The organism is Mycobacterium sp. G7A2, from assembly GCF_041902445.1.
GTDB lineage: Bacteria > Actinomycetota > Actinomycetes > Mycobacteriales > Mycobacteriaceae > Mycobacterium.
Genome location: NZ_CP169251.1, coordinates 5365713 through 5388732 on the forward strand (window position 1 = coordinate 5365713; position 23020 = coordinate 5388732).

24 protein-coding genes and 1 riboswitch are annotated in these 23020 nt (G+C 69.3%); of the genes, 17 read left to right on the plus strand and 7 right to left on the minus strand.

All coding sequences use genetic code 11. From position 1 onward, the window contains the following. Positions 1-53: 53 nt before the first annotated feature. On the plus strand, positions 54-497 hold the full coding sequence (locus tag ACEWX3_RS25535; RefSeq protein WP_374159957.1) for a DUF1707 domain-containing protein: 444 nt from the start codon (positions 54-56) through the stop codon (positions 495-497). Here ACEWX3_RS25535 and ACEWX3_RS25540 read toward each other — a convergent pair. Next, positions 494-1990 (minus strand): potassium/proton antiporter, encoded by a 1497-nt coding sequence (locus ACEWX3_RS25540; RefSeq protein ID WP_221350082.1) that lies wholly within the window; start codon positions 1988-1990, stop codon positions 494-496. The genes ACEWX3_RS25535 and ACEWX3_RS25540 overlap by 4 nt on opposite strands. A 76-nt stretch (positions 1991-2066) precedes the next feature. On the opposite strand from ACEWX3_RS25540, the gene ACEWX3_RS25545 reads away from it, so the two are divergent. The 8 genes from ACEWX3_RS25545 to ACEWX3_RS25580 all read left to right on the plus strand — a co-directional run bounded on the left by ACEWX3_RS25545 (position 2067) and on the right by ACEWX3_RS25580 (position 9726). Then, the gene (locus ACEWX3_RS25545) at positions 2067-2762 is read left to right on the plus strand and encodes a TrkA family potassium uptake protein (RefSeq protein ID WP_207068796.1); all 696 of its coding nucleotides are present in this window, start codon (positions 2067-2069) and stop codon (positions 2760-2762) included. Positions 2763-2839: 77 nt separating this feature from the next. Continuing rightward, positions 2840-5701: a Na+/H+ antiporter subunit A gene (locus ACEWX3_RS25550; protein WP_374158062.1), complete on the plus strand. Its 2862-nt coding sequence runs from the start codon at positions 2840-2842 to the stop codon at positions 5699-5701. Continuing rightward, on the plus strand, positions 5698-6156 hold the full coding sequence (locus tag ACEWX3_RS25555) for a Na(+)/H(+) antiporter subunit C (protein WP_163672848.1): 459 nt from the start codon (positions 5698-5700) through the stop codon (positions 6154-6156). Before ACEWX3_RS25550 ends, ACEWX3_RS25555 begins: the two co-directional genes overlap by 4 nt. Beyond that, positions 6153-7754, plus strand: a complete 1602-nt coding sequence (locus ACEWX3_RS25560; protein ID WP_374158063.1) for a Na+/H+ antiporter subunit D — start codon at positions 6153-6155, stop codon at positions 7752-7754. Before ACEWX3_RS25555 ends, ACEWX3_RS25560 begins: the two co-directional genes overlap by 4 nt. Then, positions 7751-8287, plus strand: coding sequence for a Na+/H+ antiporter subunit E (locus ACEWX3_RS25565; protein ID WP_374158064.1), 537 nt, complete (start codon positions 7751-7753; stop codon positions 8285-8287). The genes ACEWX3_RS25560 and ACEWX3_RS25565 overlap by 4 nt, the downstream gene beginning before the upstream one ends. Then, positions 8284-8559 (plus strand): monovalent cation/H+ antiporter complex subunit F, encoded by a 276-nt coding sequence (locus tag ACEWX3_RS25570; protein ID WP_152515286.1) that lies wholly within the window; start codon positions 8284-8286, stop codon positions 8557-8559. Before ACEWX3_RS25565 ends, ACEWX3_RS25570 begins: the two co-directional genes overlap by 4 nt. Then, positions 8556-8894: a monovalent cation/H(+) antiporter subunit G gene (gene mnhG / locus ACEWX3_RS25575; RefSeq protein WP_152515285.1), complete on the plus strand. Its 339-nt coding sequence runs from the start codon at positions 8556-8558 to the stop codon at positions 8892-8894. Before ACEWX3_RS25570 ends, mnhG begins: the two co-directional genes overlap by 4 nt. Positions 8895-8931: 37 nt before the next feature. Continuing rightward, the gene (locus tag ACEWX3_RS25580; RefSeq protein ID WP_374158065.1) at positions 8932-9726 is read left to right on the plus strand and encodes an SAM-dependent methyltransferase; all 795 of its coding nucleotides are present in this window, start codon (positions 8932-8934) and stop codon (positions 9724-9726) included. A 5-nt stretch (positions 9727-9731) separates the two neighbouring features. On the opposite strand, the gene ACEWX3_RS25585 is transcribed toward ACEWX3_RS25580, so the two are convergent. From ACEWX3_RS25585 to ACEWX3_RS25605, 5 genes are read right to left on the minus strand one after another with little or no spacing between them, the layout of a single operon-like run. Then, positions 9732-10364: an LON peptidase substrate-binding domain-containing protein gene (locus tag ACEWX3_RS25585; RefSeq protein ID WP_374158066.1), complete on the minus strand. Its 633-nt coding sequence runs from the start codon at positions 10362-10364 to the stop codon at positions 9732-9734. A 2-nt stretch (positions 10365-10366) separates the two neighbouring features. After that, positions 10367-11512: a glutamate--cysteine ligase gene (locus tag ACEWX3_RS25590; RefSeq protein ID WP_374158067.1), complete on the minus strand. Its 1146-nt coding sequence runs from the start codon at positions 11510-11512 to the stop codon at positions 10367-10369. After that, entirely contained in the window at positions 11490-12194 is a 705-nt protein-coding gene (locus ACEWX3_RS25595) for a superoxide dismutase family protein (protein ID WP_374158068.1), read from the minus strand. Before ACEWX3_RS25595 ends, ACEWX3_RS25590 begins: the two co-directional genes overlap by 23 nt. 10 nt (positions 12195-12204) lie before the next feature. Beyond that, positions 12205-12666, minus strand: coding sequence for a LytR C-terminal domain-containing protein (locus tag ACEWX3_RS25600; RefSeq protein ID WP_207068805.1), 462 nt, complete (start codon positions 12664-12666; stop codon positions 12205-12207). 31 nt (positions 12667-12697) lie between these two features. Then, on the minus strand, positions 12698-13006 hold the full coding sequence (locus ACEWX3_RS25605; protein ID WP_152515279.1) for a DUF3263 domain-containing protein: 309 nt from the start codon (positions 13004-13006) through the stop codon (positions 12698-12700). 138 nt (positions 13007-13144) lie between these two features. Between ACEWX3_RS25605 and ACEWX3_RS25610 the strand changes: the two genes are divergently transcribed. From ACEWX3_RS25610 to ACEWX3_RS25630, 5 genes are all read left to right on the plus strand, one after another. Continuing rightward, positions 13145-13738, plus strand: a complete 594-nt coding sequence (locus ACEWX3_RS25610) for a peptide deformylase (protein ID WP_207068806.1) — start codon at positions 13145-13147, stop codon at positions 13736-13738. Between the two features lie 3 nt (positions 13739-13741). After that, the gene (locus ACEWX3_RS25615) at positions 13742-14650 is read left to right on the plus strand and encodes a GNAT family N-acetyltransferase (RefSeq protein ID WP_374158069.1); all 909 of its coding nucleotides are present in this window, start codon (positions 13742-13744) and stop codon (positions 14648-14650) included. Between the two features lie 9 nt (positions 14651-14659). Then, on the plus strand, positions 14660-15478 hold the full coding sequence (locus ACEWX3_RS25620) for an exodeoxyribonuclease III (RefSeq protein ID WP_221350103.1): 819 nt from the start codon (positions 14660-14662) through the stop codon (positions 15476-15478). A 348-nt stretch (positions 15479-15826) separates the two neighbouring features. After that, positions 15827-17632, plus strand: a complete 1806-nt coding sequence (locus ACEWX3_RS25625; RefSeq protein WP_374158070.1) for a DUF222 domain-containing protein — start codon at positions 15827-15829, stop codon at positions 17630-17632. A gap of 7 nt (positions 17633-17639) precedes the next feature. Further along, positions 17640-18020: a hypothetical protein gene (locus ACEWX3_RS25630; protein ID WP_207068694.1), complete on the plus strand. Its 381-nt coding sequence runs from the start codon at positions 17640-17642 to the stop codon at positions 18018-18020. Here the strand turns inward: ACEWX3_RS25630 and ACEWX3_RS25635 are convergent. Continuing rightward, a complete protein-coding gene (locus tag ACEWX3_RS25635) occupies positions 18017-19741 on the minus strand; it encodes an MFS transporter (RefSeq protein ID WP_221350107.1) in 1725 nt (574 codons plus the stop codon). The genes ACEWX3_RS25630 and ACEWX3_RS25635 overlap by 4 nt on opposite strands. 113 nt (positions 19742-19854) lie before the next feature. Then, a riboswitch (TPP riboswitch) is annotated at positions 19855-19964 on the plus strand. Between ACEWX3_RS25635 and thiC the strand changes: the two genes are divergently transcribed. From thiC to ACEWX3_RS25650, 3 genes are all read left to right on the plus strand, one after another. Beyond that, the gene (thiC, locus tag ACEWX3_RS25640) at positions 19953-21545 is read left to right on the plus strand and encodes a phosphomethylpyrimidine synthase ThiC (RefSeq protein WP_207068696.1); all 1593 of its coding nucleotides are present in this window, start codon (positions 19953-19955) and stop codon (positions 21543-21545) included. (Overlaps the previous riboswitch by 12 nt.) Next, positions 21542-22369 (plus strand): bifunctional hydroxymethylpyrimidine kinase/phosphomethylpyrimidine kinase, encoded by an 828-nt coding sequence (gene thiD, locus ACEWX3_RS25645; protein ID WP_374158071.1) that lies wholly within the window; start codon positions 21542-21544, stop codon positions 22367-22369. The genes thiC and thiD overlap by 4 nt, the downstream gene beginning before the upstream one ends. Next, positions 22369-22995: an alpha/beta family hydrolase gene (locus ACEWX3_RS25650; protein ID WP_374158072.1), complete on the plus strand. Its 627-nt coding sequence runs from the start codon at positions 22369-22371 to the stop codon at positions 22993-22995. The genes thiD and ACEWX3_RS25650 overlap by 1 nt, the downstream gene beginning before the upstream one ends. Positions 22996-23020 lie beyond the last annotated feature (25 nt).

A 23020-nucleotide genomic window follows, 5' to 3' on the forward strand; every position in this document is an offset into this window, starting at 1 on the left:
TTGTCACCGTCAAGATTGCGAGGCACCCGATGACTTCTCCCGCCCGCCACCCGATGACCTCCCCCACCCGCGCCGGCGACCGCGACCGCGAATCCACCGCCACCCTCCTCGGCCAGGCGCTCACCGAGGGCTACCTGGACATGCCGGAGTACGAGAACCGTCTACAGTCCGCGTTCACCGCGCAGACCGCCGACCAACTGCGGGCGCTGACCACCGACCTGCCGGTGGCCGAGTTGCGGCGCCACGACCCGCGCCGCCGCGCTGCCCGACGGGCCGCCGCCCGGCGCAGCGTGCAGCTGCATCTGGCGGGCTACCTGGCCATGGTCGTCATCGTGCTGACTGTGTGGCTCGTCGTCGGGCTGACCGCCGGCTCGTGGTACTTCTGGCCCATCTGGCCGATCCTCGGCGCGGGCCTCGGGCTGCTCGGGCACGCGGCTCCGGCGAGATACGCGCTGCCGTCTCCGTGTCGCCCACTGCGCCCGCACCGGGTGCGTTAACCCGGGTCGCCGTACTCGTCGAACCAGTACGCGAGCCGGCCCCGCCGGCTCACCGCCCGCAGCCGGCGTTCGGCCAGTTCCCGGGTCGCGGTCGTCGTCACGATCATCAGCTCATCACCGACCTGCAGTCGGGTGATCGGCTCCGGGACGAACGACCGACCCGCACGGATGATCAGCGTGATGACGCTGGGATCGGGCAGTTGCAGCTCGAGCACCGTGACGTTGTGCAGCCGCGACCCCGGCGCGAGCGTCATCGTCAGCAACTCGGCACCCAGCACGTCCAGCGGCGCCGCGTCGACCTGGATCTCCCGGGTGGTGTCCCGGGTCACCAGGCGCAGCCGCTCGGCGACGAACCTCAGGCTCGGCCCCTGCACCAATGTGAACACCACCACCAGGATGAACACGATGTTGAGCAGCCGCCCGCTGCCGGGCACGCCTTCGACGATCGGATACGTCGCCAGCACGATGGGCACCGCGCCGCGCAGCCCGGCCCAGGACAGGAAGGCCTGCTCACGCAACGGCACCCGGAAACCGGTGAGCGACACGATGACCGACACCGGGCGGGCGACGAGCAGCAGCACCAGGCCGGCCACGATCGCCGGCACGAGATCATCGACCAGCTGAGACGGCGTCACCAGCAGCCCGAGCAGCACGAACAACCCGATCTGGGCCAGCCACCCGGACCCCTCCGCGAACGACTTCGTCGCCGACCGGTGCGGTAGCCCCGAGTTGGCCAGCACCACGCTGGCCAGATACGCCGCGACGAAGGCGCTGGCCTCGGCCGCCCCACCCGCCGCGAACGCCAGCATGCCCCACCCGAACGTCGCCAGCGGGTACAGCCCGGCGGCGGGCAGCGCGATGCGCCGCAGCAGCATCGCGCCCAGGAACCCGCAGGCCAGACCGATCAGAATGCCCGTCCCCAGCTGGTAGACAAGGGTCGCCGCGATCCGGACCGGGTCGAGCTCCAGCGGGACCGCGCTGAACAACAGCACCAGGATGACCGCAGGCGCGTCGTTGAAGCCCGATTCGGCCTCCAGCAGACCGCCGAGGCGCCGGGGCAGCGGAACCACCCGCAGCACCGAGAACACCGCGGCGGCGTCGGTGCTGGACACGATCGCCCCCATCAGCAACGCCAACTGCCAGTCGATGCCGAGCAGCAGATGCACGCAGGTCGCCGTGACCACGGCGCTGACCCCGACTCCGACCGTCGCCAACACACCGGCCGGCGCCAGCACCTTGCGCACATCGCTGAACCGCGTCGTCAGACCACCCTCGACGAGAATGATGCCCAGCGCCGCGGTGCCGAGATTCTGCGCGAGCTGGGCGTCGTCGAAGCTCAACCCGATGCCGTCCTCGCCGACGAACACGCCGACGCCGAGGAACAGCAGCAGACTGGGCAGACCCAGACCGGTGGCCAGCCGGGTGGCGATGATGCTCGCCAGCAGCACGAGGCCACCGACGAACAGCGCCACGTACAACTGGTGCAGGGTCACTGAAAATCCTCGTTCACAATTGCGTGGCGCGCGGAGAAACTCGCGGACAGTATTTCAGGGCCGAAAGGAGCCAGCCATGCGGATAGCGGTTGCCGGAGCCGGCGCGGTCGGCCGTTCGGTGGCTGCGGAGCTGGTCGACAACGGCCACAAGGTGCTGTTGATCGAGCGGGAGTTCACCCGGTACGTGCCTGCCCGGGTGCCCGGGGCCGACTGGTTCCTGGCCGACGCGTGCGAACTGTCGTCGCTGGAGGAGGCGCAGCTGCAGAGCTGCGATGTCGCGATCGCCGCGACCGGTGACGACAAGGCCAATCTCGCCATGGCGCTGCTGGCCAAGGGCGAGTTCGGCGTGGGCCGGATGGTGGCGCGCATCAACGACGCCCGCAACGAGTGGCTGTTCACCGAAGCGTGGGGGGTGGATGTCGCGGTGTCCACGCCGCTGGCGATGGTCGCCGCCGTGGAGGGCGCGATCGACGTCGGCCGCCTGGTCCGGCTGATGGGCCTGGGCGGGGTCTCACCCACCCGGGTCGGCCCGGCCAACATCGCCAAGTTCACGCTGCCGGCTCAGAGCCGACTGGTGGGCCGCCAGGTCCGCACGCTGCCCATGCCCGCGGACAGCGTCCTGGTGGCGCTGCTGCGCGGCAAGCATCTGATCGTCGCGCAGCACAGCGAGGTGTTGCGCGCCGGCGACGAGCTGTTGTTCGTCGCCGCAGCGGGGGTCGAGGAGAAGATCTCGGCCATGGTGCAGGGGGCACCGACCGTCAGCGATCGCTGACAAATGGACGAAACCGGCGCTCACGTAGACTGATCGCACCAGTTCACCGGTCCCCCGCCCCCGAATCCCCGGAGTCCATGCTCGCGATACTGCTCGCCCACGCGGCTGCCGCCGTGGTGGCACCGGCGCTCGTACGCCGGTGGGACCGACGGGCGTTCCCCGTGCTCGCGCTCGTCCCGGCCGGCTCGCTGACATGGGTCGCGACGAACTGGCCCTCCGACGGGTATCAGGCCCGCGTCGACGTGCCGTGGGTGCCCGAACTGTCGATGGACATCGCGTTGCGGTTCGACCCGCTCGCCGCGGTGATGAGCGTGATCGTGCTGGGCGTCGGCGCGCTGGTGTTGCTGTACTGCACCGAGTACTTCCACCACCACGACGGCCGCCGGGAGGACCGGCTGCCCAGTTTCGCCGCCCAGCTGGTGGCCTTCGCGGGCGCGATGTTCGGCCTCGTCACCGCCGACAACATGCTGCTGCTCTACGTGTTCTGGGAGCTGACGACGGTGTTGTCGTTCCTGCTCGTGGGCCACTACGCCGAGCGCGCGACCAGCCGCCGCGCCGCCATGCAGGCGCTGCTGGTCACCACTGCCGGCGGGCTGTCGATGCTGGTCGGCATCATCGTGCTGGGCACCGCGTCCGGCACCTACCTGCTCTCCGAACTGGTGGCTGCACCGCCCACCGGCGTCGCGGTCAACGTCGCGCTCGCGCTGGTGCTGATCGGCGCGATCAGCAAGTCGGCGCTGGTGCCGCTGCACTTCTGGCTGCCCGGCGCCATGGCGGCACCCACCCCGGTCAGCGCCTACCTGCATGCGGCGGCGATGGTGAAAGCCGGTGTGTACCTGGTGGCCCGGCTGACTCCGGGGTTCGCCGACGCCCCGCCGTGGCGGCCCACGGTGGTGGTCCTCGGTTCGCTGACGCTGCTCATCGCCGGATGGCGGGCGCTGCGCGAATACGATCTGAAGCTCGTCCTGGCCTACGGGACGGTCAGCCAGCTCGGGATGATCACCGTGATGGTCGGCACCGGCGGCGGCAACATGATGCTGGCCGGGCTGGCGCTGTTGTGCGCCCACGCGATGTTCAAGGCCACGCTGTTCATGGTGGTCGGTGTCATCGACCACGCCACCGGGACACGCGACATCCGCGAGCTCGCCTGGCTGGGCGCCCGAAGCCCGGCGCTGCTGGTCATCGCGGCCGCCGCGGCCGCCAGCATGGCCGGGCTGCCACCGTTCTTCGGCTTCGTCGCCAAGGAAGCCGACTTCGAGACGCTGCTGCACAGCCCGCAGCTCGGCGGCAGCGCGCCGTTCGTGCTCGCCGCGATCGTGCTCGGTTCGACGTTCACGTTCATGTACAGCCTGCGCGTGGTGTGGGGTGGCTTCGCCCGCAAGGGACAACCCGAGCCGTCACCGTTGGTGGCCCGGATGCATCAGCCGTCGGTGGTGTTCTTGGCGTCGCCGGCCGTGCTGGCCACCGCCGGCCTGCTGTTCGGGGTGTTCCCGTCCCCCATCGACAGCGCGCTGAGCTCCTACGCCCGCACCCTGCCTGGCGGCGTCGACTACTACCTGGCGCTCTGGCACGGCTTCGGTCTGCCGGTGGTGCTGTCGGCGGTGGTGATCGGCGTCGGCACGGCGGCGTTCTTCGGACGCCGCCGGCTTCCTCGGCTGCGCAGCCGCTGGCTGTCACTGGGCGACGCCGACGAACGCTACGACGCGGTGGTGCGTGCCGCCGACCGCCTCTCGCTGCGGGCAACCGGGGTGACGCAACGCGGCTCGATCCCGGCGATCCAGGCCACCGTCATGGCCACGCTGGTGCTGCTGCCGCTGGCCATGCTGGCGTGGGGGGCGCGGGACCGCGTCGAGCTTCGTCCGTGGGATTCGCCGCTGCAGGCGGTGATCGGCGTGCTGATCATCGCCGCGGCGCTGGGCGCGACCGTCACCCGCAACCGGCTGGCCGTGGTGCTGCTGATCAGCCTGACCGGCTACGGCACGGGCGTGGTGTTCGCGCTGCACGGCGCCCCGGACCTGGCGCTGACGCAATTCCTGGTCGAGACGGTCCTGCTGGTGGTGTTCGTGCTGGTGCTGCGGACACTGCCCGCCGAGACCAGCGCCGCGACGGTCAAGCGACTGTGGTTGCCGCGCGCGGCATTGGCGGTGGCGGTGGGTGCGACGGTGACGACGGTCGCGGCGTTCGCCATGGCTGCCCGCGACGCCGTCTCGGTCGCCACACTGCTGCCCGATGCGGCCTACTACCGCGGAAACGGCTCGAACGCGGTGAACGTCATCCTGGTCGACATCCGCGCCTGGGACACCCTCGGCGAGGTGTGCGTGCTGCTGATCGCCGCGACCGGCGTGGCCTCGATGGTGTTCCGGCACCGCCGGTTCGGCGCCGCACCCCGGGTTCCGGGTGACCGCAGAACCGAGCACGCCCCGCGCCCCTCGCCGGTCATCCTGCTGCGCGGCAACGTCTTCCGCGATCCCGCGGAACGGTCCCTGGTTCTCGAGGTCGCCACCCGCATGGTGTTCCCGCTGATCATGGCACTGTCGCTGTACTTCTTCTTCACCGGCCACAACACCCCGGGCGGCGGTTTCGCCGGCGGGCTCACCGCGGGGTTGGCGTTGTCACTGCGCTATCTGGCCGGCGGTCGTTACGAGCTGGGCGAGACGCTGCCGCTGGACGCCGGCAAGGTGCTGGGCGCGGGGCTGACCCTGGCCGCGGGCACCGCCGTCGTCTCGCTGTTCCTGGGCGCGCCGGTGCTGTCGTCGGCGACCCTCGAGGCGACGCTGCCCGTGCTGGGTGATGTGAAGCTGGTGACCTCGTTGTTCTTCGACGCGGGAGTGTATTTGATCGTGGTCGGTCTGGTTCTCGACATCCTGCGCAGCCTCGGCGCGCGGCTCGACGACGATCTCGGCAGGCAGCGACCGGTCGCGCAGGCGGAGACCGCATGAGCCCGTCACTGGTAGGACTCGTCGCCATCGGTGCGATGCTCAGTTGCGGTGTGTACCTGGTCCTCGACCGCAGCCTGACCCGGATGCTGTTGGGGGTGCTGCTGATCAGCAACGCCGTCAACCTGCTGCTGCTGATCACCGCCGGACCGTCCGGCAACCCGCCGGTGCGGGGACGGACCGTGCTGGGTCGCGAGATCACCGCCGATCCACTCGCGCAGGCAATGATCCTCACCGCGATCGTCATCACCATGGGCGTTGCGGCGTTCATGCTGGCGCTGGCCTACCGCTCCTACCAACTGACCACCGCCGAGGAGATCGGGCGCGACCCCGAGGACGTCGCGGTGGCCGAACGCAGCGAGGACGACCACCGCGACGTGGTGACCGAGCGCCCCGCCCGCTCCCCGGGTGAGCGCGCCGATCTCGACGAGCTCTACGACGAGGAGCACGAGACGTGACCGCCGCAGCGATCCTCATTCCGCTGCCGGTGCTCATCCCGATGCTGGGGGCGGCCGCCACGCTGATCGCCGGCCGCAGGCCGCGGGTGCAGCGGCTGATCTCGCTGATCGCGCTGTCGGCGGTGCTGGCCGTGTCGGTCACGCTGCTCTACCTCGCCGACCGCGGCGACACCCTGGTGGTCCAGGTCGGCGGGTGGGGACCCACGGACGACGGACTGGGCCCGCTGGGCATCTCGATGGTCGTCGACCGACTCTCGGCGCTGATGCTGGTGGTCTCGTCGATCGTGCTGTTGACGGTGCTTCTGTTCGCGATCGGCCAGGGCATGCGTGACGGCGACGACCGCCAACCGGTCTCGATCTTCGCGCCGACCTACCTGGCGCTGGCGGCGGGCGTGTCCATCGCGTTCCTCGCCGGTGACCTGTTCAACCTGTTCGTCGGCTTCGAGGTGCTGCTGGCGGCCAGCTTCGTGCTGCTCACCGTCGGCGGCAACGCCGCGCGGATCCGGGCCGGGGTCGTCTACGTCATGGTCTCGATGGTGTCGTCGATGATCTTCCTGACCGGCGTGGCGCTCGTCTACGCGGCGGCCGGCACGGTCAACATGGCCGAGCTCGCGATCCGCCTCGACGACGTCAGCCCGGGCACCCGCAGCGCGTTGTTCGCCGTGTTGATGGTCGCGTTCGGCATCAAGGCCGCGGTGTTCCCGCTGTACGCGTGGCTGCCCGACTCCTATCCGACGGCACCGGCGCCGGTGACCGCCGTCTTCGCCGGCCTGCTCACCAAGGTCGGCGTGTACGCGATCATCCGGGCGCACACGCTGCTGTTCCCCGACGTCGGGCTCAACCCGGTGCTGCTGGTGGCCGCGCTGGCCACCATGCTGCTGGGCATCTTCGGCGCCATCGCCCAGAACGACATCAAGCGGTTGCTGTCGTTCACGCTGGTCAGCCACATCGGCTACATGATCTTCGGGGTGGCGCTGGCCACCAGGCTGGCCCTGTCCGGCGCGATCTTCTACGCGGCGCACCACATCATCGTGCAGACCACGCTGTTCCTGGTGGTCGGCCTGATCGAACGGCAGGGCGGCTCGGCGACGCTGCGGCGCCTCGGCGGGCTGGCGGCTGCGAGCCCGCTGTTGGCGATCCTGTACCTGATCCCGGCGCTGAATCTCGGTGGCATACCGCCGTTCTCAGGCTTCATCGGCAAGGTGGCGCTGTTGGAGGCGGGCGCGGCGGACGGCGCGGTGCTGGCCTGGATGCTGGTCGGCGGCGGCGTGGTGACCAGCCTGCTCACGCTGTACGTGATGGCCCGGGTGTATGCCAAGGCGTTCTGGCGGCCGCGCGAGCAGGCCCCGGAGGGGCAGCTGGCGATGGCCGCACCCACCGCGCTGATCGCCGACGGCGGCGGGGACGTCGAGTTCAACGCGCGCGCCGACGTGGGCAGGATGCCGGCCGGGATGGTGGCACCGACCGTGGCGCTGATCGGCGTGGGGCTGGCGCTCACGGTGGCCGCCGGGCCGATCTTCGCCTACAGCGAGCGCGCCGCCGACCAGTTGCTCGACCGGCCCGCCTACGTCGGCGCCGTGCTCGGAGAGCCGTCGTGAACCGCAAGTACGGTCTGCGCATCAGCCTGGTCTGCTGGCTGACCGCGGTGTGGGTGCTGCTGTGGGGCACCCTCTCGCCGGCCAACATCCTCGGCGGGCTGGCGGTCGCGCTGCTGATCACGCTGCTGCTGCCCCTTCCGGTGGTGCCGGTGCAGGGCCGGCTGCATCCGCTGTCGCTGCTGCGCCTGCAGGGCCGCGTCATGGTCGACCTGGCGAAGGCCAGCCTCCAGATCGCCTGGCTCACCGTGAAACCCGGTCCGCCGCCGCAGAGTGCGATCGTGCGGGCGCCGCTGTCGGTGAAGTCCGACCTGACGCTGTCGCTGATCGCGTCGATCCTGACGCTGATCCCCGGCACCATGGTCGTCGACGTCGACCAGGCCCGCCGCATCCTCTACGTCCACGTCCTCGACGTCCGCCCCGAACGCGCCATCGAGGACTTCTTCGCCCAGCTCGCCCATCTGGAGCAGTTGGTCATCGCCGCCTTCGAACGCGAGCACGAGTGGCGGCCGGCCGACGAGGAGGCAACCCAGTGACCGTCATCTGGACGATCAGCGCGGTACTGCTGATCACGGCTGCCTCGATCACGATGTACCGGGTGCTGGCCGGGCCGAACACCATGGACCGGTTGGTGGCCAGCGACACCCTGATCGCGGTGGTGATGTGCGGCCTGGCGACCTGGGCGGCGTTCAGCCTGGACTCCACCGTCAAGTACGGCATCGTCGCCCTGTCGTTGATGAGCTTCGTCGGGTCGGTCAGCGTGGCGCGGTTCCGGGTGCCCGACAAGGAGGGGGACCCGCAGCCGTGAACATCCTGGACCTGATCGGTGCACTCCTCGTCTTGGCCGGGTCGGTGCTGGCGCTGACCGCCGCCATCGGTGTGGTGCGCTTCCCGGACTCGTTGTCCCGTATGCACGCGGCGTCCAAGCCGCAGGTACTGGGCCTGCTGCTGGTGCTCGCCGGCGCGTCGCTGCGGTTGCGCGACAGCGTCGACGTCGGAGTACTCGTCCTGGCGGGACTGTTCACCGCGATCACCGCACCGGTGATCGCGATGCGCGTCAGCCAGGTGGTGTACCGCGAAGGCACCTACCGCAAGGACCTGATGGCGATCGACGAACTGGGCGACCAACGCCCCGAAGGCTGACCGCTTGAGCGGGGCCGAAAACGGGAACCTTGCCGCCATGGTCACCACAGCGGAAAGCGGATGCGCCGACGGCCTCGACGGTGCCGCGGTGCACGCCGCGATGCTCTCGGCCGCGACCCTGCGCGCCGACGAGGACCGCTCGGCCTGCCCGCTGTTCACCGACCCGTACGCGAAGGATCTGCTGGCGGCCGCCGCCGCGCACGGGTGGACAGCTGATCGGCTCGTCGACGACATCCCGCCGGCCGCCCTCGAGGCCTACGTCGCCTGCCGCACCCGGTGGTTCGACCAGCATTTCGTCACCGCGGGGGCGCACGGGGTCGACCAGGCCGTGATCCTGGCTGCCGGGCTGGACACCCGGGCCTGGCGGCTGCCGTGGTTGTCGAGCAGCACGCTCTACGAGGTCGACCGGCTTCCGGTGCTGGAGTTCAAGATCGCGGCATTGCACGACCGCCGCGCCGAGCGTGCGGTCACCCGCCATGTCCCGGTACCCGCCGACGTTCCCGCCGATTTCTCGGCCGCTTTGGCGAGCGCCGGCTTCGACCGTTCCGAACCAGTCACCTGGTCGCTGGAGGGGATGCTGCCCGGCTGGTCGGCCGGGGATCGAGCCGAGGTGGTGCGCCGAGCCGTTGCACTGAGCCGGCCGTGCAGCCGGCTCGCCGTCGAAGTCCCCGACGACGAGAGCGCCGACCTGGGCGGCTGGCTGGCCGAACGCGGCTGGGAGGTCAGCACTGTCAGCTCGACGAGCCTGCTCGACCGCTACGCCCGGTGCACGCCGGACGGCGTCGAGGATGTGTTGCCGCGGCGGACGTTCATCGAAGCCGCGCTGCTGTAGCGCGCTCACTCCGAGAGCTGGAACTCCACCATCGCGGTCACGGTGTCGACGGCCTCGGACAGCGCCACGACCCGCTCGGCGGCGGTCGGCGCGGCCAGCACCGAGTACCTGTCGGCCTGCCCCATCGGAAGTCGGGAGGTCAACGCGTACAACCACATTGCGGCCTCCCCCGACTCGTCGGCGCCGTGCACGATGTCGCGCGCATTGACCTGCGCCCCGCGTGCGGCAGCGATGCGCTCGAACAGGGCGACCATCCGGTCCTCGATGTCGCGGATGGCCTCCACGTCGACGGCCTCACCAGGCTGATCCGGCCAGGTCTGCACCACCGCGCGCGGGTACGGATCGTCGGGCAACCACTCCACCACCCGGATTCGTTCTCCCATCACGCATTTGAGCTGGTAGAGACCGGGTCCGAGCTCGGCGTACTCGGTGATGTGGGCCAGCGCGCCGACATCACTGCGGCTGTCACCCCCACCCACCTCGCGCCCGGCGGCGATGAGGACCACCCCGAAGGCCGGGTCGTCGGCGGTCAGGCAGGCCTGCACCATCGCGGCATACCTGGGCTCGAAGATCCGCAGCGGCAGCTCTTCGCCCGGCAGCATCGCCACCTCGAGCGGGAACATCGGCACGGTCGGCATGCTCAGATCACCAACTCGGCGATCAGCGCGTCCACCACGGCCAGCAGATCGCCGTCGTGTTCCTCGGCAACCCGGCGCTGCCGCTGATACGACGCGCCGGCCCGGTAGATGTCGGCGACCCGGGCCAGTTCGTCGCTGCACGACAACGACTGCGCCACCGGGGACAACCGCTCGAGCAGCGCGTCGAGATCCTCGGTCACCAGCTTCTCGTTGCTGTCCGCGTCCTGGATGATGATCGCGTCCAGCCCGTAACGCGCGGCGCGCCACTTGTTCTCCTGAACATGCCAGGGCGGCATCACCGGAAGCGTCTCCCCCGCCTCGAGCCGGCGGTCCAGATCCACGATCAGGCAGTGCGTCAACGCCACCAGCGCCGAGAGCTCCTGCAGATTGGACACCCCGTCGAAGATCCGCACCTCGATCGTGCCGAGATGCGGGGAAGGCCTGATGTCCCAGCGGATCTCGTTCATGTGGTCGATGATGCCGGTCTTCTTCTGGTCGGCGACGAACCCTTCGAATTCGCTCCACTTCTGGAACTGGAACGGCAGCCCGGCCGTCGGCAGCTGCTGGAACATCATCGCCCGGTTGCTGGCGTACCCGGTGTCCTCACCCTCCCAGTACGGCGAGGAGGCCGACAGCGCCAGCAGATGCGGGTAGTACTTGAGCATCGAGGTGATGATCGGCATGACCTTGTGCTCCGAGGACACCCCGACATGGACGTGCACCCCCCAGATCAGCATCTGCCGGCCCCACCACTGGGTGCGCTTGATCAGCTCGGCGTAGCGGGGGGCGTCGGTGAGTTTCTGCGCCGACCACTTCGCGAACGGGTGGGTGCCGGCACAGAACAGTCCCATGCCGCGCTCGCGCACGATCTGGCGGACCGGCTGCAGTGTCGACGCCAGATCGGCCATCGCCTCCCCGGTGTTGTCGCAGATGCCGGTCACCACCTCGACGGTGTTGCGCAGCAACTCCTTGTGCACGTGCGGGTTCTCGCCCAGTTCGGCGATCACCGACGCCGCTTCGTTGCTCAGGTCGCGGGTGTCGGGGTCGACGAGCGCGAACTCCCACTCGACGCCGAGGGTCGGCCGGGGCGACCCGGCGAACTCGATGCGGGCACCGGCCCCGGGATCAGGACCCGGTGATGACGCCACAGGCCACCCGCGATCCGGCGTCGCCGGTCGCCAGCGTGTCCTGGTCCGGGCCCGGGGTTCCGTTGACCTGGGTGTACTTCTCCGGCGGGATGTTGCCGAAGTTGCTGGGCGACTCGTGGACCATCAACGCGGTCCCCTCGCTGCCGGTCAGGTCCTCCATCGTGAAGGCGTCGGTGGCCACCACGAGCATGGCCGAGCCGTCCTCTTTGACGAACAGGTTCGGCAGGTCGCCGCTGGCGGGGTAACTGCTGTGCCCGGGCACCTGCAGGTGACCGCCGGCCGACAGGAAGTCCCCCGGCTGTCCGCCCGTCGGCGGCGTGGAGTTCGCCTCACAGGCGCCGACCGAGTGGACGTGCAGGCCGTGGAAGCCGGGCTCCAGCTCGCTGCCCTCGCCGGCCTGCACGGTGATCGTCGCGTAGCCGTCGGAGAACTCGAACTCGGCGGTGGCCACCGTGGTGCCGTCGGGTGACTTGAGGTCAGCGGTGAGCATCTGCCCCGCTGCGGCGCCTCCGTGGGCGCCGCCGTGCTCCTCACCGGGACCCGCCGACGGCGACGGTGATCCCGTCCAGATCGCGGGTGTGGTGCCCGTGGTGTCCGAGGGCACTTGCCCGGGCGGGGCGCAGGCACTGAGCGCGAGCGCGGGCACTGCGAACAAGGTGGCGGCGGCGACGGTCCTGAGCATGCCCAAGAGCCTAACCGGTGACAGCCACCACAACGCCCGGTGGCTGCTCCAGAAGTTGAGGAACCCGGGGCGCGACGGGCGCCTCGAGCAATCTGCCGATCTCCTCGGCCGCCTGCTGTTCACCCGGGGTGTCACCGAAGAACACGGTGGTGACCGTCGTGTCCGGCAGCTCCAGGTTGCCGGTCTCGGTGACGTTCCAGTCGGCGTCGCGCAGCCGGGTGGCCGTCGCGTCGGCCGCGCCCTCGACGGTGCCGATGTTGAACACGCGCACCTCAGGGCGCTCCGGCTCGGCCGGGGCCGACGTCGTGGTGGCCGTCGTGGTCGTCGTTACGGCGGCGATCGACGAGTCGTCCCCGTCGTCGGACCCGCCTCCCATCGTCTGCAACGCGATGAGCAGGAATGCCACACCGAGGAACAACAGCACCATGATGATGGCGCGCAGGGGCAGGCCCGAGGAGTCTCGCTGGTTCATCGGCGCCTACTGTATCGACACCCGGTAGCGATCAGGTCACATCGAAGCCGAGGCGACGTGCCGCCCTGGCCTTCTGCCTGCTGGCGCGCAACCGCCGCAACCGTTTGACCAGCATCGGATCGGCCGCCAGGGCCTCGGGGCGGTCCACCAGAGCGTTGAGCACCTGGTAGTAGCGGGTCGCCGACATCGAGAACAGCTCCTTGATGGCGTCTTCCTTGGAGCCCGCGTACTTCCACCACTGCCGTTCGAAGGCCAGGATGTCGTGTTCGCGACGGGTCAAGCCGTCGGTGGGTTCGGTGTCGTCCCCGGAGTGCTCAGCCCGCGCAATCGCGCCGTCCATATTGCTAATGGGACCTTTCCGACAATCGAGAATGACATCCATGTGGTTTCGGCGAGTATTCAATCACGGGTTGGTCACGGAAGTCGTCACAAACCGCCGCGAGTCGGCGGCCGAACCGCCGCACTAAGCTTGCCGGTCATGGCCGTACGACCCATCTGCATCGTAGGAGATCCCGTCCTGCACACCGCGACCGAACCGGTGCCCGTCGCCGACGATGGTTCGCTGCCCGCCGAGATCGCGGATCTGATCCAAGACCTCTACGACACGATGGACGCCGCACACGGGGTCGGGCTGGCAGCCAACCAGATCGGAGTCGGCAAGCGACTGTTCGTCTACGACTGCGCCGACGCGCGGGGCAAGACCGTGCGCCGGCGCGGGGTGGTGATCAACCCGGTGCTGGAAACCTCCGAGGTGCCCGAGACGATGCCTGACCCCGAGGACGACGACGAGGGCTGCCTGTCGGTGCCCGGGGAATCGTTCCCGACCGGCCGCGCGTCGTGGGCGCGGGTGACCGGCCTGGACGCCGACGGCTCGGCGATCACCCTCGAGGGTGAGGATCTGTTCGCGCGGATGCTTCAGCACGAGACCGGCCACCTGGACGGCTTCCTCTACGTGGACCGGCTCATCGGCCGCAACGCCCGCAGCGCCAAGCGCGCGATCAAGTCCCACGGCTGGGGCGTACCGGGCTTGTCATGGATGCCCGGCGAGGACCCCGACCCGTTCGGCCACTGACCCGTGACAGACCTGCCCGAGGTCGGCACCCGAGTCAGCCTGCGGTACCGCCTGCGAGCGGGTGAGATACCGCCGCACTCCGACGTCGTGGGTCATCTGATCGACACCGGCGCGACGGTGCGGGTGCGCACCCGACGCGGAGAGGTCGTCGAGGTGGCGTCGGCCGACGTGCTGGCGGTGCGGGTCGTTCCGGAGATGCCTGTGCGCACGGGCGACATCCGCAATCTCGAACATGCGGCCGCGCTGGCGTGGCCGGGCACCGAGCATGCCTGGCTCGGCGATTGGCTGGCCCGGTTCGGACACGGAAGCACCCGGCGGGCCAATTCGGCTGTGCCGCTGCGCTTCACCTCGTACGCCGAGATCGCCGCAGTGGCCGACTGGTACAGCTCCCGAGGGGTGCCGGCGTTGATCTCGGCGCCCGACCGGCTGCTGCGGATTCCTCCGGGCGTGCCGACGGACGCCGAGAATCTGGTCATGGCAACCGATCTCGATGATCCCGCGCCGCCGCCAGCCGACCTCGTGGTGTCGTCGCGCCCTGACGACCGGTGGCGGCAGCTGTATCAACGCGACGTGCCCGTCGAGGTCCTGACCGCTGTCGTCGACGGTGAGGTCGCCTTCGCCGCGCTGGACGACGCCGCGGTGGGGCGCGGCGCGGTGACCGAGGCGCCGGACGGGACGCGATGGGCCGGCATCTCCGCGGTACACGTCTCCGAACACGCGCGGCGTCGCGGTCTGGCCCGCGCACTGTGCACCGGCCTGCTCGCGTGGGCCCGCGACCGCGGCGCCACCCGTGGTTACGTGCAGGTCGTCGCCGACAACACCGGCGCGCGAGCGTTGTACGAGTCGATGGGATTTCGCGAGCACCACCGCTCCCGCTATGTGCGTGCCGACGACCTGCTCGCCCACACGTAGGGTTGGCGCATGCGAGTGGCCACCTGGAACGTCAACTCCATCCGCGCTCGCGTCGACCGCGTCACCGACTGGCTGGCCCGCGCCGACGTCGATGTGCTGGCGATGCAGGAGACCAAGTGCTCCGACGACCAGTTCCCCACCATGCCGTTCGCCGCGCTGGGCTACGACGTGGTCCACTGCGGGTTCAATCAGTGGAACGGCGTGGCGATCGCCTCCAGGGTCGGCATCGACGACGTCGAGGTCGGCTTCCCCGGGCAACCGACCTGGAGCGACAAGCCCGAGAACGAGGCCGCCGCCGAGGCGCGGGCACTGGGTGCGACCTGCGCCGGCGTGCGAGTGTGGAGTCTGTACATCCCGAACGGTCGCACTGTCGACTCGCCCCACTATCGGTACAAGCTGGAATGGATTGCCGCCCTTCGTGAGACCGCAGCGTCGTGGTTGAGCGCCGACGCCGGTGCGCAGATCGCGTTGATGGGCGACTGGAACATCGCGCCCACCGACGAAGACGTCTGGGACATGGAGGTGTTTCGGGACAGCACCCACGTCACCGAACCCGAACGCACCGCGTTCACCGCGGTGATCGACGCCGGTTTCACCGACGTGGTGCGCCCGTACACGCCGGGTCCGGACGTGTTCACCTACTGGGACTACACGCAGCTGCGGTTCCCCAAGAACCGTGGTATGCGAATCGATTTCATCCTCGGCTCACCGGCGTTGGCCGACCGGGTCACCCATGGCGAGATCGTCCGCGACGAGCGCAAGACCGGGAAGAACAGGGTCGGGTCACCCAGTGACCATGCGCCGGTGCTGATCGAACTGGCCCCGTAGTCCGAGACTGAGGCTGTTCTCGGCTTGATGAGCCACTTGCGTTTTCCCCGTCGCGATCCCCATCCCGGTTGCGGCCGCCTCACTCGCGTTTCGGCCCCTCCTTGCCGGTGACCCCGATCGCGGCCCATTTCTCCTCATCGCAACGCGGTTCTGCCCCAATCTGCCGTGATTTCAGATGGCCGACGAGTTCTTCGCCGCCACGCCGCGTTCTCGCACCTACTCACGGTTGTCCCCAATAGCAGGCCATTTCAGATGGCGTTATCCCCAATCGCGTTTTCATCCCCAGCGTGGGCGGCGGACGGTCGATCCGCGGGTGCGCGGTCGCTCTGCGTCGATAAAATCGCACACATGTTCGATGGTTCGCTTCCTGGTCCGGCCGCTCTGGCCGAGGTCTCCGATGGCGAGTTGATCGAGGCGATCACCGGCTGGGCGGGCGCCGCGGCCGCAGCCCAGGCCCGACTGTTGGCCGCGGTCGCCGAACGGCGCCGCCGCGCCGAGACCACCGCCGACGCTGATCCGGTACGGGCGCGCTGGGCGTGTGACCCCGTCGACGAGGCCGCCGCCCAGATCGGGTGCGCACTGACCGTCTCCCACGGCCGCGCCGTGGCGCTGATGGACACCGCGGTCACCCTGCGTGACCATCTGCCCCGCCTCAACGCCCGCTTCCTGGCCGGCCAGGTCAGCGAGCGCGTGGTCGCGCGCATCGTGTGGCTGTGCGCCCTGGTCGTCGACGAACAGGTATGGGCCCAACTCGACGAACAGTTCGCCACCGCGGCCAGCACCTGGGGGACGCTGTCCGGCGACAAACTCGACACCGCGATCACCGTGTGGATCCACACCCTCGACCCCGACGCCGTCCGGCGCGCGGCCACCGCCCACCGCGGCCGCGATGTCCGCATCGGCGGCCGCGATCAAGCCGCGGGCACCACCAGCGTGTGGGGCCGGATCAACTCCCTCGACGCCGCGATCGCCGCGGCCCGCCTCAAAGCCATGGTCAACAGCGTGTGCGGCGAGGATCCGCGCACCACCGCCCAAAAACGCGCCGACGCGTTCGGCGCGGTGTTCGCCGGAGCGTTCCATCTGAGCTGCCTGTGCGGTAAACCCGACTGCCCGGTCGCCGCCGTCCCCGACGCCCGCGCCACCAGCGTCGTCGTCCACGTCGTCGCCGACCACAGCTCCCTCACCGCCACCCCCGACCCCGCCCTGCACGGCAACGCCGACACCCCCGACACCGACGCTGCCGCTGAGGCGGACGCAGCACTCGGACCTGAACCCGTCCCCGGACCGGACACTGAACCTGCGCGCGCCCCCGAGCCCGCGCACAGTGCTCAACCGTCCACCGCGAACCTGCAACCCACACCCCCCACCGCGGAGCACACCGCCCCCGAGCCGCAGCCGCAGGCCGCCCCGCAGCCAGCCCCCGCCGCCCCGGCCCGTCCGGCGGTGATCCTGGGGCTGCGCGGCGCAGTGCTACCCCCCGCGGTGCTGGCCGAAGTCCTCACCCGCGGCGCCGCAGTTCGTACAGTGGCCGACCCCCGCGCCCTGCCGGTCACCCCCGGCTACCGGCCCACCACCGCCCACGACCAATTCGTACGCTGCCGCGACCTGACCTGCCGCATACCCGGCTGCGACCGCCCCGCCCTCGACACCGACCTCGACCACAGCAACCCCTGGCCCGCCGGACCCACCCACCCCAGCAACCTCAACGGCAAATGCCGCCTGCACCACCTGCTCAAAACATTCTGGGAAGGCTGGACCGAACAGCAACAACCCGACGGCACCCTGCACCTCAGCACCCCCACCGGACACACCTACACCACACGACCGTTCTCGGCGCTGCTGTTCCCCACCTGGACCACCACCACAGACCCACCCCCACCACGACAACCCACCCGCCCCACACCGCCCCGCCACCACCCGGGACGGACACGGAAGATGCCCACCCGCCAACGCACCCGCGCCGACAACCGCGCCGCCTACATCACCGCCGCCCGCCAACACAACGCGCTCCAAGCCGAACTCGACCGCGCCGCCGAACAAGCAGCCGCCGACAAACGCCGCAACATCCGCCGCAGAACGGCCGCCGCCATCGACGCCATGAAGCAATCCCTCAACCCGCCATCCGATTACGGCGACGACCCACCACCGTTCTAGGAGAAACGTGAAAATCCTTGTAGCCACTGGACATACGCAGGGTACGAATCCCGGCGACTACCACTACTGCGTCGAGCGTGAGTTGGTGTGGATCCAGGAGCCCTGCGACCGGGACCGGCTGGACCCCGGTGGCCCCTGCGGGTGTGGACGCGGGTTCGCCGGTGCCGCTTCCCATCGGGCGACGACCACCGCGATGGTCGTGGAAACCGAAATGACCCGCGAAGACGTGGTATTGGCCTTCGACACCAGCCTCGGCGACGGCGGATGGCCTCGGTCATGGGCCGAGGACGTCGCGGACGACAACCTGGAGATCGCCGCCCAGTTACCCGTCGGGGCGATCATCACCCGCCGACTCGACGACTTCTTCCTGCGCGGCGCGTTGTTCTAGTCGGCCGTGACATCTTCGGCGTACCGGCCCGGGTTGAACAGCGACGCGACCATGCCGATCACCATCATCACCGCAGCGGCGATGAACACCACAGTCAAGCCGGCATGGAAGGGTTCGATGATCAAGTGAGGGAAGAACGTCTGTCCGGTCAGTTCTTCGGCATTGACACCGGGTTGCTGCAACGCGTGATAGGGCTCGAGCACCTCGGCGATCGGGTTGTAACCCAGGAACGCCGCGAAGAGGCTCCCCACCGGGGGCAGGTCGGCGACCTGTTGCGCCACCGACGCCGACACCCCCTGCTCCTGCAGGCCGCTGCTGAGTGCACCGGGCAGCGTGTTGGCCAGTCCGACGATCATCAGCGAGAAGAAGATCCCGATCGACAGGGACGATCCCGCGTTGAAGAAGGTCGCGCGCACCCCGGACGCCGCTCCGCGCTCGGCGGCCGGCACGCTGGACATGATGGCCGCCGTGTTGGGTGCAGTGAAGATGCCACCACCCACCCCGTTGAGGAAGATGAGCAGCGCGAACACCCGGTAATCGAAGTCGACCGGGATCATCACCAACGCGATGAACGACACCGCCATCAGGGCCATGCCACCCACCGTCAGCGGTCGGGCGCCGTAACGGTCCGACAATGCCCCGGCGATCGGCCCCGCCAGCAGGAAACCGACCGTGATCGGCAACATGTAGATCGCGGCCCACAGCGGTGTGGACTCGAAGTCGTAGCCGCGCAACGGCAGCCAGATTCCCTGCAGCCAGATGATCAACATGAACTGCAGACCGCCGCGGCCGACCGACGACATCAGACCAGCGAGATTCCCCATGCCGAACGCGGTCGACCGGAACAGCCGGATGTTCACCATCGGCTGCGCCACCTTGAGCTCCACCACGCAGAACGCGACGAGCAGTACCAGGCCGGCCACGATCGATCCGAGCACCGCCGGATTGGTCCAGCCCGTGGTCGACTGCCCGTAGGGCTGGATGCCGTAGGTGATGCCGATCAACAGCACGGTCAACCCGACGCCGAACGTGAGTGTGCCCGCCCAGTCCAGCCGTCCCGGTGTCCGCTGCCCTATCTCGCGCAGCGATCGCATGCTCCAGATCGTGCCTGCCAATCCGATCGGGACACCGACCCAGAAGATCGCCTGCCAGTGCCATTCAGCCAGTGCGCCCCCGATCAGCAAGCCGAGGAACGACCCGGCGACGGCGGTCACCATGTTGACCCCGAGCGCCATCCCGCGCTGGTTCGCCGGGAACGCGTCGGTGAGAATCGCCGACGAGGAGGCCATCAGCATGGCGCCACCGACACCCTGGACGACGCGCCAGACGATCAGCCAGACAGCACCGGCGCCCAGGTGGAACGGGTCGAACGACAGCGCGATCGCCGCGACCGTGAAGACGGCGAATCCGATGTTGTAGATGCGCACCCGCCCGAACATGTCGCCCAGCCGGCCGAACGGCACCACCAGCACGGCGGTGGCGACCAGGTAGCCCATCAGCATCCACAGCAGATAGCTGATGTTGCCCGGGGACAACGGATTGAGGTCGATACCGCGGAAGATCGCCGGAAGTGAGATCAACACGATCGACGCGTTCACCGCCGCCAACAGCGTGCCGAGCGTGGTGTTGGACAAGGCCACCCACTTGTAGCGGGGGTGGTCCAGATCGAAGCGGCTACCCGCCCGTGTCGTCTTGTCCGCCGGTTCGATCTCAGTCGACATCAGTCACCTCGCCCATAGAAAACATATATTAGCTATGCAAATCATCTGGGCGCAATTCGTGCCCGCTGCCCGGTTCCCCCGCCGTGCGGTCGTGCGCTAGCGTGGAACTCGCCAATCGCAAACGCGGGAGCGTGCACCGAGTGCGCTGAGAGGACGGGTGGGCCCGTCGACCGTACGAACCTGACCGGGTAATGCCGGCGTAGGGAGAATCATGACCGACTTTGTCGACTCCGCAGTCCGTCCGACCGTCACCACCGGCCCGATTCAGGGCAGTTCCAAGGTCTACCGGGACGTCGCCGGCGCCCGGGTCCCGTTTCGCCGGGTCCACCTGACCAACTCCGAGCATCTCGACCTCTACGACACCTCCGGGCCGTACACCGACGCCGACGCCGTCATCGATCTGGACGCCGGTCTGACCCGTCGGCCGGTGACGCGCGACCGCGGCACCCAGCTGCAGCGTGCCCGGGCCGGCGAGATCACCGCCGAGATGGCCTTCATTGCCGAGCGCGAAGGGGTGTCCGCCGAACTGGTTCGCGACGAGGTGGCCCGCGGGCGCGCGGTGATCCCGGCCAACCACAACCACCCCGAGGCGGAGCCGATGATCATCGGCAAGGCGTTCTCGGTGAAAGTCAATGCCAATATCGGCAATTCGGCGGTGACGTCGTCGATCGCCGAAGAAGTCGAGAAGATGGTGTGGGCCACCCGCTGGGGTGCCGACACGATCATGGACCTGTCCACCGGCCGCGACATCCACCTGACCCGCGAGTGGATTCTGCGCAACTCGCCGGTTCCCGTCGGCACGGTGCCGATCTACCAGGCTCTCGAGAAGACCAACGGCGATCCGGTCGAGATGACCTGGGAACTGTACCGCGACACGGTGATCGAACAGTGCGAGCAGGGCGTCGACTACATGACCGTGCACGCCGGCGTCCTACTGCGCCACATCCCGCTGACCGTGGACCGCGTCACCGGTATCGTCTCCCGCGGCGGGTCGATCATGGCCGCCTGGTGCCTGGCACATCACCAGGAGTCGTTCCTCTACACGCATTTCGAGGAACTCTGCGAGATCCTGGCCCGCTACGACGTGACCTTCTCCCTCGGTGACGGCCTGCGTCCCGGCTCGATCGCCGACGCCAACGACGCCGCGCAGTTCGCCGAGCTGGAAACCCTGGGCGAGTTGACCAAGATCGCCAAATCCCATGGCGTGCAGGTGATGATCGAGGGACCCGGCCACGTCCCGATGCACAAGATCGCCGAGAACGTCCGGCTCGAGGAGGAGCTGTGCGAGGAGGCGCCGTTCTACACCCTCGGGCCGCTGACCACCGACATCGCACCGGCCTACGATCACATCACCTCGGCCATCGGGGCCGCGATGATCGCCCAGGCCGGTACCGCGATGCTGTGCTACGTCACACCCAAGGAACACCTCGGCCTGCCCAACCGCAAGGACGTCAAAGACGGGGTGATCGCCTACAAGATCGCCGCCCATGCGGCCGATCTCGCGAAGGGGCACCCGCGGGCGCAGGAACGGGACGACGCGCTGTCCACCGCACGGTTCGAGTTCCGCTGGGAGGATCAGTTCAACCTCTCGCTGGACCCCGACACGGCACGCGAGTTCCACGACGAGACCCTGCCGGCGACGCCCGCGAAGACCGCGCACTTCTGCTCGATGTGCGGACCGAAGTTCTGCTCGATGCGGATCAGCCACGACGTGCGCGAGGCCTACGAGAAGGGGATGGCCGAGAAGTCCCGGGAGTTCGCCGAGCACGGCAACCGCGTGTATCTACCGGTGACGCCGGCATGACGTACCTGCCGCTCACCCCGCCGGGGCAGACCCCGCGCCGTGTGATGACGATCGCGGGCTCGGACTCCGGTGGCGGCGCCGGCATCCAGGCCGACATGCGCACCTTCGCCATGCTGGGCATGCACGGTCTCGTCGCGGTCACCGCGGTGACAGTTCAGAACTCACTGGGCGTCAAGGGCTTTCACGAGGTGCCGCTCGATGTCATCGCCGGCCAGATCGAGGTCGTGGCCGGCGACATCGGCGTGCAGGCCGCCAAGACCGGCATGCTGGCCTCCTCGGAGATCATCGACACCGTCGCCACCACCTGGCGCAGCGCCGCACCGGATGTCCCGCTGGTCGTCGACCCGGTGTGCGCGTCGATGCACGGCGACCCGCTGCTGCATCCCAGTGCGCTGAGAGCGCTGAAGGACACGCTGTTCCCGCTCGCGACGGTGGTGACCCCCAACCTCGACGAGGTCCGGCTGCTCACCGGCATCGACGTCGTCGACGCCGCCACCCAGTGCGAGGCGGCCCGTGCGCTGCATGCGCTGGGACCACGGTGGGCGCTGGTCAAGGGCGGGCACCTGCGGTCGTCGGCGCACAGCCCAGACCTGCTGTTCGACGGTACCGACTTCGTCGAGTACGAGGCCGAACGCATCGACACCGGTGACGACCACGGCGCCGGGGACACCCTGGCGGCCGCGATCGCCAGCGCGTTGGCCCACGGCTACGAGGTGCCCGAGGCGGTCGGCTTCGGGAAGCGCTGGGTCACCGAATGCCTCAGGGCGGCATACCCATTGGGGCAAGGCCACGGTCCCGTGTCGGCGTTGTTCCGGCTCGGCTGATGGACGACATCGCCGGGGTGGTGCACCGGCCCGACGGGAAGCCGCAAGGTGTGGTCGCGCTGACCCACGGCGCCGGCGGGAGCCGGGAAGCACCTCTGCTGCAAGCACTCTGCGAAGAATGGGCCCGCCGCGGCTGGGTCGCGGTGCGCTACAACCTGCCGTATCGGCGTCGCCGCCCCAAGGGGCCACCGTCGGGTTCGTCGGCCGCCGATCTCGCCGGCATCGTCGAAGCGGTCGCCGCGGTCCGCACGCTGGCCGACGGCCCGGTGATCGCCGGCGGGCACTCGTACGGTGGCCGGCTCACCTCGATGGCGGCCGCCGGCACTGGGGCAGAGGACGAAGGCCTGTCCCTCGACCTGCTGACGCTGTTCTCCTATCCGCTGCATCCGCCGGGCAAGCCCGAGCGGGCCCGCACCGGGCATCTCCCGGACATCACCGTCCCGACGGTGTTCACCCATGGCACCGCCGACTCGTTCGGCAGCATCGACGAGCTCCGGCCGGCCGCGGCGCTGATCCCGGCGCCCACCACGATCGTGGAGGTGACCGGCGCCCGCCACGACCTGGCCTCCAAGAAGATCGACGTGCCGAAGGCCGCAGTGGACGCGGCGCTCGAACTGCTCGGCTGACCTCGCTGGTACCTGCGGTACCGTC

What these genes read in the sequence shown, in the direction of transcription:
- ACEWX3_RS25535 (WP_374159957.1), top strand. Translation starts at nt 54, where the DNA reads ATGACCTCCCCCACCCGCGCCGGCGACCGCGACCGCGAATCCACCGCC.
- ACEWX3_RS25545 (WP_207068796.1), top strand. Translation starts at nt 2,067, where the DNA reads ATGCGGATAGCGGTTGCCGGAGCCGGCGCGGTCGGCCGTTCGGTGGCT.
- ACEWX3_RS25550 (WP_374158062.1), top strand. Translation starts at nt 2,840, where the DNA reads ATGCTCGCGATACTGCTCGCCCACGCGGCTGCCGCCGTGGTGGCACCG.
- ACEWX3_RS25555 (WP_163672848.1), top strand. Translation starts at nt 5,698, where the DNA reads ATGAGCCCGTCACTGGTAGGACTCGTCGCCATCGGTGCGATGCTCAGT.
- ACEWX3_RS25580 (WP_374158065.1), top strand. Translation starts at nt 8,932, where the DNA reads ATGGTCACCACAGCGGAAAGCGGATGCGCCGACGGCCTCGACGGTGCC.
- ACEWX3_RS25585 (WP_374158066.1), bottom strand. Translation starts at nt 10,364, where the DNA reads ATGCCGACCGTGCCGATGTTCCCGCTCGAGGTGGCGATGCTGCCGGGC.
- ACEWX3_RS25595 (WP_374158068.1), bottom strand. Translation starts at nt 12,194, where the DNA reads ATGCTCAGGACCGTCGCCGCCGCCACCTTGTTCGCAGTGCCCGCGCTC.
- ACEWX3_RS25600 (WP_207068805.1), bottom strand. Translation starts at nt 12,666, where the DNA reads ATGAACCAGCGAGACTCCTCGGGCCTGCCCCTGCGCGCCATCATCATG.
- ACEWX3_RS25605 (WP_152515279.1), bottom strand. Translation starts at nt 13,006, where the DNA reads ATGGACGGCGCGATTGCGCGGGCTGAGCACTCCGGGGACGACACCGAA.
- ACEWX3_RS25610 (WP_207068806.1), top strand. Translation starts at nt 13,145, where the DNA reads ATGGCCGTACGACCCATCTGCATCGTAGGAGATCCCGTCCTGCACACC.
- ACEWX3_RS25620 (WP_221350103.1), top strand. Translation starts at nt 14,660, where the DNA reads ATGCGAGTGGCCACCTGGAACGTCAACTCCATCCGCGCTCGCGTCGAC.
- ACEWX3_RS25625 (WP_374158070.1), top strand. Translation starts at nt 15,827, where the DNA reads ATGTTCGATGGTTCGCTTCCTGGTCCGGCCGCTCTGGCCGAGGTCTCC.
- ACEWX3_RS25635 (WP_221350107.1), bottom strand. Translation starts at nt 19,741, where the DNA reads ATGTCGACTGAGATCGAACCGGCGGACAAGACGACACGGGCGGGTAGC.
- thiC (WP_207068696.1), top strand. Translation starts at nt 19,953, where the DNA reads ATGACCGACTTTGTCGACTCCGCAGTCCGTCCGACCGTCACCACCGGC.
- thiD (WP_374158071.1), top strand. Translation starts at nt 21,542, where the DNA reads ATGACGTACCTGCCGCTCACCCCGCCGGGGCAGACCCCGCGCCGTGTG.
- ACEWX3_RS25650 (WP_374158072.1), top strand. Translation starts at nt 22,369, where the DNA reads ATGGACGACATCGCCGGGGTGGTGCACCGGCCCGACGGGAAGCCGCAA.